We start from the raw sequence: 16,237 nt of genomic DNA, 5'->3' as shown, positions 1-16,237 counted from the left end.
ATTGTGGTGAGTGATTAATTTCCGGGATTGAAATTTTTCCCCAACGAAGCGGGCATGTTGAGCTTGATGTAATTGGCATTGCTGGAAATAAGCACCAGCACGACGATGGCCGCCAGATACGGCAGCATCGACAGCAGTTGCGACGCGATGGGCACGCCCAGCGCCTGCGCGTGGAAAGTCAATATCGTGATGCCGCCGAACAGGTAGGCGCCGCCCACCACGCGCGCCGGGCGCCAGGTGGCAAAGGTGGTCAGCGCCAGCGCGATCCAGCCCCGCCCCGCCACCATGCCCTCGACCCACAGGGGCGTGTAGACGAGCGACAAAAAGGCGCCGGCCAGGCCGCAGCAGGCGCCGCCGAACAGCACGGCCGCCAGGCGGATGCGCCGCACGGGATAGCCGAGCGCATGCGCGGAAGCGGGCGACTCGCCCACGGCGCGCAGCACGAGGCCCGCCCGCGTGCGGTACAGGAACCAGGCGATGGCCACGCACAGCAGCAAGGACAGATACACCATCGCATGCTGGCGGAACAGGGCCGGCCCCAGCACGGGAATGTCTTCCAGGTAAGGGATGCCGAAGCGGCCATTCTGCAAGCTGTTGCCCACATACTTCAAGCCGATGTACGTGGACGCGCCCGCGCCGAACAGAGACAGGGCCAGGCCCGTCGCGTACTGGTTCGTGCCCAGCCATACGGTCAGCCAGGCAAAGAAGCCGGACAGCAGCATGCTGGCGCCCGCTCCCGCGAGAAAGCCCAGGGTGGGACTGCCTGTGTTGACGGCCACGGCAAAGCCCGTGATGGCGGAGACCAGCATCATGCCTTCCGCGCCCAGGTTCACCACGCCCGCCTTTTCATTCACCAATAAACCGAGGGCGGCCAACATCAGCGGCGTGCCCGCATTGATGCTGGCGGCGATCAGGGGCGCGATGGTGAAAGCCAGGTTATCCATGTTTCCTCCAGCGCAGTTTGTATTGGATCAGCACGTCGCAAGCGAGCAAGGCGAACAGCAAGATGCCCTGGAACACGCCCGTGATGGCGCTGGGCAAGCCGAGGCGCGATTGCGCCAGTTCGCCGCCGATATAAAACAGGGCCATGACGAAGCTGGAAAAAATCACGCCCACGGGATGCAGCCGCCCCACGAAGGCGACGATGATGGCGGCAAAGCCGTAGCCGGGCGACACCGTGGGCGTCAACTGTCCCATCGGCCCCAGCACTTCGCAGGCGCCCGCCAGGCCGGACAGGGCGCCGCAGATCAGCAGGGACGACCACAAGGTCTTGCGCGAGGAAAAACCCGCATAGCGGGCCGCGGCCGGCGCCATGCCGCCCACGCGCAGGCGAAAACCCGAAATGCTGCGCGACAGATACAGCCAGCCGCCCAAGGAGGCCAGCAAGGCGAACACGATGCCGATGTGCAAGCGCGTATCGCTGATCACCATCGGCAACAGCAAGCCATCGGACAGCAGTTTCGACTGAGGAAAATTAAACCCTTCCGGGTCGCGCAGCACGCCATATACGAGATAACTGAGCAGCAATTGGGCGATGTAGACGAGCATCAGCGAGACGAGGATTTCGCTGGCGTTGTAGCGGTCGCGCAGCCAGGCCACCAGGCCCGCCCACACCATGCCGCCGGCCATGCCGGCCAGCAAGGACACGCCGATGATGGCCGCGCCGCCCACGCCGTCGTCGAGGTACAGGGCGGCCGCGCCGCCGCAGATGGCGCCCAGGGTCAGCTGCCCTTCCGCGCCGATGTTGTAGATGTTGGCGCGAAAGCAGATGGCCAGGCCCACGGCGATCAAGAGCAGGGGCGCCACCTTGATGCCCAGCTCGGACCAGCCATGCGCGTCGCGCAAGGGTTCGACGAAGAAGACGGCCAGTCCCGCCAGCGGATCGTGTCCCAGCGCAAGAAACAACAGCGCGCCGCACAGCACCGTGAGCAGCACGGCCAGCACGGGCGACAGCCACGACATCAGGCGCGACGGTGTGGGACGGGCTTCCAGCCGCAAGGCGAACTTAGCCATGGATAGCCTCCTGTGGCCACAGCCCACTCATCCATTGCCCCACCTGCGCCACGCTGGCTTCGCCCACGTCCAGCGACGGCGAAATCTTTCCTTTCGCCATCACCAGCAGGCGGTCGCTGATGTCGAACAATTCATCGAGCTCCTCCGACACGACCAGCAGCGCGCAGCCAGAGTCGCGCAGCGCCAGCAGTTCGGCGCGGATTTGCGCGGCCGCGCCCACGTCCACGCCCCAGGTCGGCTGCGCCACCACCAGCACGGTGGGTTCGCGCATGACTTCGCGTCCGACTATATATTTCTGCAAGTTGCCGCCCGACAAGCTGCGCGCCAGCGCCTGCGGCCCGCCCGCCTTCACCTGGAAGCGGGCGATGATGGCGGCTGCCCGCTGCGCGATCGCGTCACGGCGCAGGAAGCCGTGGCGGATGGTGGCCGGTGTCTGCAAGCTCAACAACACATTGTCGGCCAGCCCCATGTCGGGCACGGCGCCCCGTCCCAGCCTCTCTTCGGGCACGAAGCCGAAGCCCAGGGCGCGCCGGCGTCCCGGCGGCAAGCGTCCCGCCGGCGTGCCGTTCAGCACGATGCTGCCGGCGGCCGCGCGCATGTCCTCGCCCGACAGGGCGGCCAGCAATTCCTGCTGGCCATTGCCGGACACGCCCGCGATGCCGACGATTTCTCCCGCGCGCACGTCGAAATTGATATCCGTCAATTGCGTGGCGAACGGGTGGCTCTTCGGCAAATCCAGCTGCCGCACGCTCAGCATGGCGGCGCCCGGCGTGCGCGCCACGCGCGTGACGGCGGGCGGCTCGGCGCCGATCATCATGCGCGACAGGCTGGCCGCCGACTCTTGCGACGGGTCGCACACGCCCGCGTTCTTGCCGGCGCGCACCACCGTGCAGGTATGGCACAGGGCGCGGATCTCGTCGAGCTTGTGGCTGATATACAGGATACTGCAGCCTTCCGCCGCCAGCTGGCGCAAGGTGGTAAACAGTTTTTCCACGGCGCCCGGCGTCAGCACGGACGTCGGTTCATCGAGGATCAGCAGTTGCGGCTTGGCCAGCAAGGCGCGCACGATTTCCACGCGCTGGCATTCGCCGACGGAAAGCGTGTGCACGTGGCGCTGCGGCTCCAGGTCCAGGCCGTACTGGCGCGCCGTCGCTTCGATGCGCTGCGCCAGCTCCGCCATGTTGGTACCAGCCGGCAAGCCGAGGGCGATGTTTTCCGTCACGGTGAGGGTGTCGAACAGGGAAAAGTGCTGGAACACCATGGCGATACCGAGCGCGCGCGCGGCCGACGGGTTGGCGATCTCGACTTCACGGCCATTCCACAGGATCCGGCCGCCGTCTGGTTGCACGGCGCCGTAGATGATTTTCATCAAGGTCGATTTGCCGGCGCCGTTTTCGCCGAGCACGGCGTGGATTTGTCCGGGCGCGACGGTGAGGCAGATGCCGTCATTGGCCACCACGGCCGGATAGCGCTTGCTGATATCGAGTAATTCCAGGCGTGCCGTCATTGTTTTTTTCGTGCCTCGCTGCAAGGTCGCCGGCATCGTCGCCGGTGGAGAAATTCAAGCTGTTGTCTCTATCGTATCGGCATCCGCGGCGCTTGGGGGATGACGCGGCGGCGCGCATTTCTATTTCCACAAAAAAACAACACCTGTATACAATTTTGAAAAAAATTATCAGCTTTACAGCGGCCGCCTTGCCCCGCAAGGGCGAGAAGGTGCGATGATTATATGCAAGAACTGATAGTAAGTATGCAGCCAAGACATATCGCCCGACGCGGCGCTTCTCGCATCATGGATTGAACGGCGCGCAATATGCCCCATCGCAGCGCTTCATGCGGGCTACGCCCCCTGCTATTTCATTTCCCGTTTTCCAACACCGCCATCAGGAGCCGAAAGTGCCAAAAACCATACCGTGTCTGTTGCTCTGCCTCACTACCACCCTGGGCATGGGCGCGACCGCCCAGGCTGCCGAATGGAGCGATACCGCGCTGAGCTGGCGCGCCGGCAATGACTACCGCGAGCCGTTCAATCCGGACGACATCAAGAAAAACATCTTTGCCATCACGCACGCCAGCGGCTACAAATACGGCAGCAACTTCGTCAACCTCGATTTCCTCATGTCTGACAGCAAGGACCCAGGCGCACTCGGTAAAACCTCCGGCGCGCAAGAGGCGTACCTGGTCTACCGCAACACCATCGACATCGGCAAGGTGCGCGGCAGCGACATCAAGTTCGGCCCCGTGCGCGGCGTCGGCGTCACCCTGGGCTTCGACGTCAACACGAAAAATGACGTCGGCTACAACTCGCGCAAGCGCATGCTGGTGGCCGGCCCCACCCTGATGTGGGACGTGCCCGGCTTCTTCAACACCAGCCTGCTGTTGCTGCGCGAAAGCAACGCCCCCAGCGGCGCCTTCCCGCCCATCTCGCAGGTGACGGGCCGCTACACGTATAAAACGCACGCCATGCTGACGGGCGCCTGGGGCATCCCCCTGTCGCCGCTGTTCTCGTTCGAAGGTTTCTTCAATCTCATCGATTCAAAAGGCAACGATGAAGTGGGGCGCAAGACGGCGGTGGAAACGAATATCGACATGCAAGTGATGTTCGACGTGGGCGCGGCCCTGGGCAGCGCCAAGAACACCTTCCGCGTGGGCCTGGAATACCAGTACTGGAAGAACAAGTTCGGCAACTCGCCCGCCACCACGGGCAACGTGGGCCAGACGGCGAAGACGCCGATGATACGCGCGGAGTACCATTTCTAAAATTCATTGTTACGCATCAACACACACGGTCGCGCCTGATGCCAGCATGGAGCTTTCCTGCTGGCGGAGAGCGCGACCGTGGAACAACTATTGCCGTATTACGAGCGTGAGCTGGGCCTGTTCCGCCAGTACACGCGCGAGTTTTCCAGCCGCTATCCGAAGGCGGCCGGGCGCCTGCTGATCGCCGGCGAGACGTGCGAAGACCCGCACATCGAGCGCCTGATCCAGTCCGTCGCCCTGCTCACGGCCAGGGTCGCCAAGCGCCTCGACGACGCCTATCCGCAATTTACCCATTCCCTGCTCGAAACCCTGTATCCGCACTACCTGCGGCCGTTTCCCTCGTGCTCCATCGTGCGCATCGCCGCCGACGAAGCGCCGGGCGGCGGCCAGCTGGCCCAGCTTGCGCATGTGGCGCGCGGCACGGTGCTGCGCTCGCAGCCGGTGCAGGGCGTGGCTTGCAAGTTCACCAGCGCGTATGACGTGACCCTGGCGCCGCTGACCATTTCTCGCCTGCATTTTTCACCGCTCCTCGACGCGCCGCCCGGCCTGCGCCTGCCCGCCGGCGCCAGCGCCTTGCTGAGCATTCAGTTCACCAGCAGCAGCGAGCAGTACCACCTGGACCAGGCCGGCTTTTCCAGCCTGCGCCTGTTTGCCGATGGCGAACCGTCCGTGCGCGCGGCCCTGCTCGACGCCCTGTTCCTGCACGGCGCGGGCGCCTACGTGGCGCTGGACGAACACGGGCCGTGGCAAGCCGTCGCCGGTACCTTGCTGGCGCCGGCCGGCTATGCGGACGACGACGCGCTGATTCCCATTTCCGCCCGTTCACACCCGGCCCTGCGCCTGCTGACCGAATACTTTGCCTTTCCGGAAAAATTTCACTTCATCGATATCGGATGGTCGCTGCTGGCACCCCTGCTGCCGAAACAGTGCCGCCAGTTTACCTTGCACCTGCCGCTCAAGGGCGTGCGCAGCGACAGCCACGAAGCGCGGCTCTTGTCCGGCGCCAGCCGCGACAACCTGCTGCTCGGCTGCACGCCCGTCGTCAACCTGTTTGCCAAGTCCGGTGTGCCGATCCGCCTCACGCATACCGAGCCCGACTACGCCCTGGTGGCCGATGCCACGCATGCGTTTGCCTACGACATCCACAGCATCGAAGCCGTCACCGTGGTGCGCAAGGATCAGGCCGGCGATCGCCTGAGCGCCTTCCTGCCCCTGTATGCCTCGCTGCAAGGCGCCCAGGGCGAATATGACCAGGAACGTGGCCAGGAATATGGTCAATACTGGCTGGCGCGCCGCGACGAAGCCGTGGCCGCCATCAGCCCCGGCCATGAAATGCGCCTGAGCCTGATCGACCCGCAATTCTCCCCGGACAGCCCGGCCAGCGCCACCGTCTCGACGCAGCTGCTGTGCAGCAACCGCGACTTGCCCACGCAGTTGCATTACGGCTTGCCCGGCGGCGACCTGCTGGCCGAAGACGTGCCCGACGGCATCCCCGCGCGCTTCCTGCGCAAGCCCACGCCCAGCGTGCGTTTCCTGGCAGACACGCACTGGCGCCTGATTGCGCACCTGTCGCTCAATTACTCGAGCCTGACGCAAACGGGCCTGGGCGAATTCCAGAAAATGCTCAGTCTGTACGACCTGCCCCGCTCGCCCGCCACGCAACGCTTGATCCAGGGCATCCTCACGCTCGAGCACGGCAGCACGCGCGCGTGGATGCCCACCGTACCGTTTCCCACCCTGATGCCCGGCATCGCCATCCGCCTGGGCATCGACGAGCAAGCCTTCGTCGGCAGCAGCATCTATATTTTTGCCCAGGTGCTGCAGCGTTATTTCGCCCTGAACAGCCAGCTCAACTGCTTTAGCCAACTGACGCTGCGGTCCCAACGCAGCGGCGAGGAAATCCTGCGATGCCCGGAACGCAGCGCCGACGCCACGCCAGCGTGATCCAGCAATTGCTCGACGCGCCGCAGCGCTTCGAGTGCTTCCAGGCACTGCGCCTGCTGCTGGCGTGGCTGGCCGCACACGGCGTCGACGAGCACACGGCGCTGACAAAGTTCGTGCGCTTCGACAATAGCGTCTCGCTGCGCTTTCCCGCCAGCCAGGTCGAGGCGCTCACGACCGGCGGCATAGCCGATGCCGATGCCCTGCTGCAAGCGCTGCTGTCCGGTCAGGGCCAGCCCATCCACCTCACGCCCGCCTTCATGGGCCTGCTGGGTTGCCAGGGCAGCTTGCCCAGCCACTATTCGGAGCGCATCGCCGCGCACCAGCATAGCGAACGCGAGAATGGCCCGCGCGCTTTTCTCGACCTGTTTTCCAGCCGCGCCGTCGCCCTGTTTTACCAGGCCTGGCAAAAATACCGCATCGAACAAGCCGGCCATGCCAAGGACTTCCTGTCGCGCCTGCTGGCCCTGGCCGCTTGCCGCCCGGGCCAGGACGAGGCGGCGGCCGGCCTGTACAGCGGCTTGCTCCAGCAACACGACGTCTCGTCCATCGTCATGGCGCGCATCCTCGGCGACCATTTCGGCGTGCCCTGCCACATCGACGAGGCGACGGGCGCCATGGACGTACTGGCGTCGCGCGAACAAACGGCGCTGGGCAGAGAAAACGCCGTGCTGGGCCAGCGCGCCCTCGTCGGCGAGCGCTGCCGCCGTCCCGACCTGGCCGTGCGCCTGCGCCTCGGCCCGCTCACGGCGCAGCAGCACGCCAGTTTCCTGCCCCGTGCCCCGGCCAGCCAGGCGCTGCGCCACATGCTGATGCTGTTCGGCCAGCCGCTCGTGCGCTACGACATCGTGCTGGTGCTGCGCGCCAGCGAGGTGCGGGGCATGGCGTTGACGGCCGCGCCACAAGGCGGCCTCGGTTGCAACAGTTTCCTCGGCGATACGGCAGCGCCGCGCCACCGCGATGACATGCACTACGAAATGCAATTGATGCCCTCATTCAACGATTGAACCTTGCGGCCGCGCAAAAACGCCTGTGTTCGCTATTGCTACAGTCGGCCAACGATCCCTACCGTGAAGCGATGCACGATGAGCCAGTTCCCCGATACGACGGCGGCATGGACGGCAATAACGGGCGACATGCAGGGCCAACGCCTGCTGCGCCTGCACTTTCCGCAGGGCGATGGCCCCGCCGGTATCCAGTTCCTGGCCAACAGCCTGGCCGCGAGCGAAAGCCTGTCGCGCGACTTTTCCTATGTGGTGGAAGTGCTGTCCGAAAATGCCAGCATCGCGCTCGACAAAGTGATGGGCAAGATGGTGACCGTCGACCTGGTGCGCGAAGACGGCACCTTGCGCTACTTCAATGGCTACGTATTTGAATTTCGCTTCCTGCGCACGGACGGCGGTTTTGCGTTTTACGAAATGGTGCTGGAACCGTGGCTGTCGCACCTGCACTTGCGCCAAAACAATGTCGCCTTCCACGGTTTGACGGTGGCGGCGCTGACGGACAAGGTCTTCGATGATTACCTGATGCGCGACTACAAGCTGGCCGCCGGCGGCCCGGATCCCGCCATCACCTACACATGCCAGCACAACGAGAGCGACCACAACCTGCTGCACCGCCACTGGGAACAACTGGGCTGGCACTACCGCTACGAACACCGCCTTGACGGCCACACCTTGTGGCTGTCGGACGACAGCACATCCGGCAAGCCCATCGATGGTGAACTGAGTGAAATCCCCTTCCAGCATCAGGCCGGCTCCCTGGAAGACGATGGCGTGCATCAATGGAGCACCGTGCGGCGCATGGCGCCAAGCCAGATGACGGTAGCCAGCTTCAATTTCAAGAATCCGCGCAGCGCCCGCGCCAGCCGCGACTCGCTGAACCGGCAGGGCGCCGTGCCATCGCTGGAAGTGTATGAAAACACGGGCAGCTACGGTTTTAAAAACATCGACGATGGAGAACAGCTGGCCCGGCGCCGCATGGAAGAGCGCGACGCCCAGGGACAGCTGTTCGAGGCGCAAGGCAACGATCGCACGGCGCAACCAGGGCGCTGGTTCACCCTGGGCGGGCATTTCGACAGCGCAGCCAGCGAATACCTGATCCTGTCCGTGCACCACTACGCCAGCAACAATTATCAGCAAGGACACGGCGCCACTTCGCACTACAGCAACACCTTTACCTGCATCGCCCGCGCCATCCCCTGGCGCCCCGGCCGCAATTTCCATAGCCGCGAACCGAAGATCTACGGCGTGCAGACGGCCACCGTCGTCGGGCCGCCCGGCGAGGAAATCCACACGGACGGCTACGGGCGCGTGAAGGTGCAATTCCACTGGGACCGCCTGGGTACCTTCGACGACAAGAGTTCGCCGTGGATACGGGTGATATCGAACTGGGCCGGCCCGAATTTCGGCCACATCAGCCTGCCCAGGGTGGGCATGGAAGTGGCCGTGCAATTTCTCGACGGCAACGTCGCCATGCCCCTCATCATCGGCTGCGTCTACAACGCGCGCAACATGCCGCCGTGGGAGCTGCCGGCGAACAAGACGCAGAGCGGCATGCTGAGCCGTTCCTCAAAGAAAGGTTCGACCGCGCACGCCAACGCCTTGCGCTTCGAAGACCGCAAGGATGCGGAAGAGCTGTGGCTGCATGCGGAAAAAGACCAGCGCATCGAAGTCGAGCATGACGAATCGCACTGGGTGGGCAATGACCGGCGCAAAACCGTCGACCGCGATGAAACCGTGCACGTCAAGCGCGACCGCACGGAAACGGTGGACCACGATGAAGACATCACCGTGCACAACAACCGCCGTGAGCGCGTCGACCATGACGAACACATCGACATCGGCGACAACCGCCGCGAACACGTGGGCGGCAACGAGCAGGTGCAGATCGACGGCCACCGCTCGGAACGGGTGACCCTGGCCAAGGACGAAACCATCGGCCTGGCTAAGGTGCTGACCATCGGCGCCGCCTACCAGACCACCGTCATCGGCGCCATGAACACCACCGTGGTGCTGGCGCAGGCCGAGCAGATCGGCCTGGCGAAAAGTGTCATCGTCGGCGCCGACAGCACACTCACAGCCGCCGACTCGCACACGATGACGGTGGGCACGTCCAGCATCACCATCACGCCGGGTCGCATCGAACTTGTTGCCGATGAAATCATCATCCGCGGCAGATCGAAGGTACAGATCCATGGCGATGACATCGACAACAACCCGGGCTGACGATGAACGACGCCGGCACAGCCCATTTCGATATTCCCAACCTGCTGTTCGACAACCGCACGCCGCACGCGGCCAGCCAGTTCGACATGCTCGACCAGTTTGGCGAGGCCTTCCATGTGGTGGTGGCGCGCATGGGCTACACGCTTGGCCCCTGCGGCGCGGACGGCCTGGCCAGCCTGCTGCCCATGGCGCGCCAGTCGCCGCTGGCCACGCAAGACCTGCACCTGGACGACGACACGCAGGCGGGCACCGTGCAGGAAAGCGACTTCGCGCCCTATAAACCGCGCTGCGACGTGATCGTCAATGGCGTGGCGCACGCGCCGCGCGGCCAGGCGATGCCGCAATTTCTCGTCAACCTGAAGGTGCAGTCGGAAAAGAAGACCCTGATCGACAAGACCCTGCAAGTGTGCGGCGAACGCGCCTTCCGCAAGAAAGCCGTCCTCACGCGCCTGGTGCAAGGCTGCGCCCGCATCGCCACCGTGGGCTTGCTGCGGCCCAATCCGTGGCAGCTATCTGCACCGGTAGCGTTCCTGCAATTGCCGCTGCACTACAGCTACGCGTACGGCGGGCAATGCCGCATCGAGGCCGATGACTGCAACGCGGCGGCGCACGACTCCTGCCAGGCCAATCCCCTGGGACGCGGTTTCGCGCGGCACTGGTACCTGGATGGAAAACATATCGATGAGGTGCCCGCGCCCCGTATCACGCAGCCGTCGCTGCCGTGCACGGCCGCCCAGTTCTGGCAAGGCGCCGGCGGCAAGGAACTGCCGCCACCGGCGGGGCTGGCCGTTATCGGCCGTGGCTGGCTGCCGCGCCGCGCGCTGGCCGGCAACATCGTCGTCAAGGATCAATGGGATGCCGACGACATCCCCGCCCTGCCGGAAGACTTCGATTTCGCCTACTGGAACAGCACGCCGCCCGACCAGCAATGCCCGCATCTGGCGGGACGGGAACAATTCACCTTGACCAATCTGTGCCGTCACGACCATCGCTCGGCCCGCATCGACCCGCGCGGCAACACGGTGCTGCGCTTCTCCCTGCCACGGCAGGTGCTGTGTTTGCTGCTGGCGGACAAGAACGACCAGTTGCTCGTCTGGCGCCTGGCCATCGATACGGTGCTGGTCGATCCCGAGGCGGGCACCGTGGAACTGGTGTGGCGCGCCATCGTGCCGGCCGACGCGGGCCAGATCGCGTCGCGCTTGCTGCACGTGATGGAGCCGGCGCAAATCGCGCGCATCGAACTGCTGGAGCAAGCGCAGGAAGCGCTTGGCGAAGCCGCCGGGCAAGGCAAGAAACCATGACGAATGAAACCGTCACCAAGGCTTCGCGCTTCTATTGCGTCAGCCTCAGCCCTGATATTTGCAAGACACCCGTCGGCTCCAGCACGCCCCCTATTCCCTACAACATCATCGGTGAATTCTCGGAAGCACAGAACGCCTCGCCCAACGTCAAGTCGCACAGCGAGCCCGTCATCCTGCACCAGCGCAGCACCATTCCCACCGTCAAGGGCGACGCGGCCGGCAAGGCGGGCGGCGTCAAGAGCGGCACCGTCGGCAAGCAGGTCGACACCAAGGTGGCCAGCCCCATCCACCGCGCCAACGGCGCCGGCCTGGTGCAGATGGGGCGCGAAGTATGGATGAATTCGCGCAATACGGTGGGCAAGATTTATGAACGGGGCGCGGAAGCGGCCAAGCCCGTGCTCAAGGAACTGAAGGCGGCGACACGGGAAGCGACACAGGATTACAAGGATCATGGCTCCAAGAAAATGCATGGCACCGCCGAAGATCTGGTGGACGTGGGGGGCACCGTGCTGACAGGCAGTGCCGTGCTGGGTGTCGCCGGACTGGGCGCTGCGGCAACCGGCGTTGGCCTGCCGGCAGCTGCCGCGATGGAAACAGCGGCAGCAACTGGCGCGGTTACCGGCACGACGACCGTTGTGACAGGCACGGCCATGGAAGCGTCGGCCACGGTACTCGACCAGGCGGCCGATTACATATTGACAGGCAAGACCCCTGATTTACTCAATACGGCCTCGGACATCGTCACGAATGCGGCAGGCACATTACTGCAAACAGCGGTGTTCAGCAAGATTCCTGGTGGAAAAATACTGAGCAAATTCCTCGACAAAAAAGCGGCGCCGACCATCAACAAGGTGAAGGACAAGCTGGTCGGAAAAAAGCCGGACAAGCCACCACCCAAGCTCGACAAACCGCCCCCGAAAAACGGCGGCGACGACGGCAAGAGCCGTGGCAAGAAAGAACCGAAATCGGAGCCGCCTTCCGACTGCTGCCCCAAGGATAGCGGCCCCGCGAAAAAAACCGTCAAGGGCCGCAAGCCCGTGCATTTCGGCACGGGCCAGGAAATCCTGTACCAGACGGATTTCACGCTCGAACGCAGCATCCCCATCGCCTGGACGCGCGGCTACCGTTCCGGCGCCGAATGCGAGGACTGGGGCTTGTTGGGCGCGCGCTGGTCTACGCCCTACACCACCAGCCTGTCGCTGTGCGATGCGGGCATCGTGTTGCACGATGACAGCGGCCGCGCCCTGCGCCTGCCTGGCCTGAAACCGGGCCAGCAGTACGACAGCCGCAAGGAAGGTTTTACGCTCACGCGCGACGGCGCCGACACTTTTACCGTGCTGTGGCGCGACGGCAGCGTCGACCGCTACGCGCACGCTGAAGGCGACTGGCTGCCGCATGGCTACGACGGCGTCAACGCCATGCTGGCCCCGACCGCTCCCGTCGCCACGCAACGCTTTGCACTCGTGCGTAGCGAAGGGCGCGATGGACGCGGCATCAGCATCGAACGGTTGATCGATGCAAAACCGGGCGAAGTAGTGCTGCGCCTGCGCAGCGACGATGGCGGCGTGCTCGAAGCCATGCGCGGGGAGTCGGAAAAGGCCATCCACATCGGAAGAGTCGACGAGGTGTTGCCAGACGGCAGCCGCCTCTGCCACGTCCGCTACGCCTATGCCGTCGAGACGAACGATACCCTGGCGCCCTTCGCGCCGCGCCACAACCTGATCAGCCAGTCGAATGCGCTCGGTGACACGCGTTGCTACAGCTATCGTCACCACCTGCTCACGTCGTGCAGCAGCTACACGGGTTTTAGTTACGAGCTGGAATGGATCAGCCTGGACGCGCTGCGCGCCCGCTGGAGCGGTTCCCCCTTGAGCGAGCAGGAGCTGGTCGAACGTTTCCCCGTCACCCTGGCCAACAGTTACCAGGCGCGCGCCATCGCCACGCTCGCCCAGGACGGCAGCGAGCACACGCGCATCGATTATGTGGACAACGACACCAGCCGCGTCACGGAAAACGGCGGCGTCCTCGAATACACATTCGACGCCAACTGGCTGGTCACCGAAGTGCGCCGCGTCATCGATGGCAAGGCTGCCTCGCTGGGCCGGCGCGAATGGGATCGCGATGGCATGCTGCTGGCCGATATCGACGCCAACGGCGCCGCCATGCGCTATGCCTACGATGCAGCCGGCAACCTGACCCGCAGCACCGATGCCAAGGGACACAGCAGCAGCATCGCATACGATGCTGGAAATCAACCTATCGCCTTCACGGATGCGCTGGGCAACACCACCCTGCGCGAATACGACGCGGCAGGCCGTCCCGTCAGCATCACGGATGCATTGGGCCACGTCACGCGCTACCGCTACGACCAGCGCGGCCAGTTGGTGGAGCTGATCGACGCCAGGGGCGGCAGCAAGCATTTTCAGTACAACCGTCAGGGCTGGCTGACCGCCTACACGGACTGCTCCGGCCATACCAGCGAATACCGCTACGATGCGCTGGGGCGGCTGGAAGCGGCCCGCGATGCACTGGGCCATACCACCCGCTATGCCTATGACGCGCTGGGCCGGCTGATCCGTCTCACGGCGCCCGATCAAACCCGGGAGCAATACGCCTACGATGGGGACGGCAATCTGCTCCTGCACGTGGATGCGGCCGATCAGCAGACGCGCTACCGCTACAACGGCCAGGGCTTGCCCGTCGAACGCACGGACGCCATCGGCCAGACTTTGCAGTATCGCTACGATGGCGCGCTGCAACTAACGGAATTGATCAATGCCAAGGGCGAAAGCTACCGGCTCGCGTATCACACGGAAGGCTGGCTGACGTCGGAAACAGGCTTCGACGGCAAGCGCACCGAGTACAGTTACGACCAGGCCGGCAACCTGACCGCCACCGAGTGCGGCAGCAAGCGCACGCAGTTGCTGCGCGACGCGCTCGGTTTGTTACAAGTCAAGACCACGGCGGATGGCGTGGTGCGCTACGCCTACGATGCGCTGGGCCGCCTGACGGCCGTGTCCGCGCCACAAGCCGAACAGCGCTTTGTCCACGACGCGCTGGGCCAGCTGATCGAGGAGCGCAGCGCCTGTTTCCTGCAAGACTTGCCAGCGACGGCACGGTTGCCGAACGCCCCGCGCGTACCGGACGCCAGCTTTGTCATGACGCACGCCTATGACGAACTGGGCAACCGTATCCAGACGGTCTTGCCGAACGGTCGCCGCATCGATACCTTGCGCTACGGTTCCGGCCACTGGCATGGCGTACTGTGGCAAGGCAAGGCCGTGGTTGACGTGGAGCGCGACAAGCTGCACCGGGAAAAGCAGCGGCAGCTGGGCAGCAGCGGCTTGCTGGCCACGCGCCAGTACGACCCGCAATCGCGGCTCACCCAGCTGACCCTGGCACGCGGCGCCGATGCGCCCGCCCCTGTGCGCGAACGCCGCTTCGACTACGATGCGCAAGGCAACCTGACCACTATTTTCCAAACGGGTTCCACGGCTGCCGGCCCGCTCGGCAAACTCAGCTACGCCTATGACCCCGTCGGACAGTTGCTGTCCGCCGTGCAAGCGGGCCTGGCCGAACATTTCGCCTTCGACCCGGCAGGCAATCTGGTCGACACTGCGCCCGCTACCGGCAACGTCCTGCAACGCTACGGCGATACGGAATACGACTACGACGAGCAAGGCAATGCCACCGGCAAGCGCTTCCATCCACCGGGCAGGGAATCGACGTGGAGCGACCTGGCGCTTGAATACGACGCCGAAAACCGCCTCAGCCACACCACCAGGACAGAACGCCAGTCGCGCCACCACGCCCGCTATTTTTATGACGCCTTCAGCCGCCGCATCGCCAAGCGGGTAGAAGAAGCACACTGGAGCAATCGGCAGGACATCACCAAAGACCAGCCCGCACGCACTAGCGCCGCCACCACCTTCTTCGTCTGGGACGGTGACACGCTGGCGCAGGAACTTGGGCACGACGAGACTGTCACATATTTGTACGAGCCGGACAGCTTCGTGCCGCTGGCCAGGATCAGTTCGCCAACCTGCCGCCAGGCAAGTGCGGTCTACCTGCCGCGCATCGCACAGTGGGATTTACCCGCCACCCGGCACGACGTCGAACTGCAGGCAGCCATTGCGCAAGAACAGGCGGACATTGAAGCGCATCATGTATCGGCATGGCAAGGTATCCAGGCGGCAGCCGGCGACGCGGCAGCATGCGACCGCATCACCCACTACCACTGCGACCACCTGGGCACGCCACGCGAGCTGACGGATGCGCAAGGAAACGTGGTCTGGAGCGGGCGCTACAAGGCTTGGGGGCGCTTGCTTTATGTGGAAGGGGAAATCGAGCAGCCGCTGCGGTTTCAGGGGCAGTATGAGGATCAAGAGACTGGACTGTTTTATAACCGATATCGCTACTATGACGCTGGCATTGCAAGGTACTTGACGCAGGATCCGATAGGATTATTAGGAGGGCTGAACGGATATACTTATGTTCAATCACCAACCCAATGGATCGATCCACTGGGTTTGTCTGCTGGATGCCAAAAAAATACACCTTGCGACCCTTGCGCTGGGAAGGATCCTGCATCCGAAGCAAGGGCAACTCAAGGAACAGCAACATACCCAAACAATCCTTACGCTTTTGTAGATACTTATACCAATATGGTATTAAAAAAGGGGACAATTTTATATTCCTTATCACCAGGAGCAGCACCAGGCTTTGGCGTCACAAATCATACCCTAATGAAATCAGCCGGCGACGTAAAGAAGTATCATGAGCTAACCCAGGTAACCGCAGGGAAAGATAGCATGGGCAATCCACGATCTATGAGGACAGAAGTACAAGTCTATCGCGTAAACAAAGATATTTGCGTAGCAAAAGGAATAGCAACAGCAAATACACAATTTGGTAGCGGTGGCGCAACACAATATTACGTTTCCCCATCAGACATAAGCAGCCTCACCCCTGGAATAAGAAGAAAGATATAAATTC

The 16,237-nt window shown here is 63.7% G+C and carries 9 protein-coding genes; 6 read left to right on the top strand and 3 right to left on the bottom strand.

Annotated features, from left to right (window positions below; all coding sequences use genetic code 11):
- Positions 1–14: 14 nt before the first annotated feature.
- Genes O0879_RS19040 through O0879_RS19030 form a run of 3 tightly spaced genes read right to left on the bottom strand, consistent with a single transcriptional unit; the run spans position 15 to position 3,520 of the window.
- Positions 15–944 (bottom strand): ABC transporter permease, encoded by a 930-nt coding sequence (locus tag O0879_RS19040; protein WP_099665241.1) that lies wholly within the window; start codon positions 942–944, stop codon positions 15–17.
- The gene (locus O0879_RS19035) at positions 937–2,013 is read right to left on the bottom strand and encodes an ABC transporter permease (protein WP_099665242.1); all 1,077 of its coding nucleotides are present in this window, start codon (positions 2,011–2,013) and stop codon (positions 937–939) included. Before O0879_RS19035 ends, O0879_RS19040 begins: the two co-directional genes overlap by 8 nt.
- Positions 2,006–3,520, bottom strand: coding sequence for an ABC transporter ATP-binding protein (locus tag O0879_RS19030; protein ID WP_289918187.1), 1,515 nt, complete (start codon positions 3,518–3,520; stop codon positions 2,006–2,008). Before O0879_RS19030 ends, O0879_RS19035 begins: the two co-directional genes overlap by 8 nt.
- Before the next feature lie 440 nt (positions 3,521–3,960).
- On the opposite strand from O0879_RS19030, the gene O0879_RS19025 reads away from it, so the two are divergent.
- The 6 genes from O0879_RS19025 (at position 3,961) to O0879_RS19000 (ending at position 16,233) form a co-directional block, all read left to right on the top strand.
- Positions 3,961–4,773 carry an outer envelope protein gene (locus O0879_RS19025; RefSeq protein ID WP_081922859.1) on the top strand — a complete coding sequence of 271 codons (813 nt, stop codon included), beginning with the start codon at positions 3,961–3,963 and terminating at the stop codon, positions 4,771–4,773.
- A 78-nt stretch (positions 4,774–4,851) separates the two neighbouring features.
- The gene (tssF, locus tag O0879_RS19020; protein ID WP_289918186.1) at positions 4,852–6,717 is read left to right on the top strand and encodes a type VI secretion system baseplate subunit TssF; all 1,866 of its coding nucleotides are present in this window, start codon (positions 4,852–4,854) and stop codon (positions 6,715–6,717) included.
- Positions 6,681–7,721, top strand: a complete 1,041-nt coding sequence (gene tssG, locus O0879_RS19015; protein WP_289918185.1) for a type VI secretion system baseplate subunit TssG — start codon at positions 6,681–6,683, stop codon at positions 7,719–7,721. The genes tssF and tssG overlap by 37 nt, the downstream gene beginning before the upstream one ends.
- A gap of 78 nt (positions 7,722–7,799) precedes the next feature.
- Positions 7,800–9,941 (top strand): type VI secretion system tip protein TssI/VgrG, encoded by a 2,142-nt coding sequence (gene tssI, locus O0879_RS19010; protein ID WP_289918184.1) that lies wholly within the window; start codon positions 7,800–7,802, stop codon positions 9,939–9,941.
- Positions 9,942–9,943: 2 nt separating this feature from the next.
- Positions 9,944–11,242, top strand: coding sequence for a DUF2169 domain-containing protein (locus O0879_RS19005; RefSeq protein ID WP_289918183.1), 1,299 nt, complete (start codon positions 9,944–9,946; stop codon positions 11,240–11,242).
- Positions 11,239–16,233 carry a PAAR-like domain-containing protein gene (locus O0879_RS19000; RefSeq protein WP_289918182.1) on the top strand — a complete coding sequence of 1,665 codons (4,995 nt, stop codon included), beginning with the start codon at positions 11,239–11,241 and terminating at the stop codon, positions 16,231–16,233. The genes O0879_RS19005 and O0879_RS19000 overlap by 4 nt, the downstream gene beginning before the upstream one ends.
- The last annotated feature ends 4 nt before the right edge of the window (positions 16,234–16,237 follow it).

Source organism: Janthinobacterium sp. SUN120 (assembly GCF_030397735.1).
In the GTDB taxonomy this organism is placed as follows: domain Bacteria; phylum Pseudomonadota; class Gammaproteobacteria; order Burkholderiales; family Burkholderiaceae_D; genus Janthinobacterium; species Janthinobacterium kumbetense.
This window is presented reverse-complemented; position numbering and strand designations above follow the sequence as displayed.

Excerpts from the sequence above, each read along its gene's own strand:
- O0879_RS19040 (WP_099665241.1), bottom strand. The coding sequence starts at position 944 with ATGGATAACCTGGCTTTCACCATCGCGCCCCTGATCGCCGCCAGCATC.
- O0879_RS19035 (WP_099665242.1), bottom strand. The coding sequence starts at position 2,013 with ATGGCTAAGTTCGCCTTGCGGCTGGAAGCCCGTCCCACACCGTCGCGC.
- O0879_RS19030 (WP_289918187.1), bottom strand. The coding sequence starts at position 3,520 with ATGACGGCACGCCTGGAATTACTCGATATCAGCAAGCGCTATCCGGCC.
- O0879_RS19025 (WP_081922859.1), top strand. The coding sequence starts at position 3,961 with ATGGGCGCGACCGCCCAGGCTGCCGAATGGAGCGATACCGCGCTGAGC.
- tssG (WP_289918185.1), top strand. The coding sequence starts at position 6,681 with ATGCCCGGAACGCAGCGCCGACGCCACGCCAGCGTGATCCAGCAATTG.
- tssI (WP_289918184.1), top strand. The coding sequence starts at position 7,800 with ATGAGCCAGTTCCCCGATACGACGGCGGCATGGACGGCAATAACGGGC.
- O0879_RS19005 (WP_289918183.1), top strand. The coding sequence starts at position 9,944 with ATGAACGACGCCGGCACAGCCCATTTCGATATTCCCAACCTGCTGTTC.
- O0879_RS19000 (WP_289918182.1), top strand. The coding sequence starts at position 11,239 with ATGACGAATGAAACCGTCACCAAGGCTTCGCGCTTCTATTGCGTCAGC.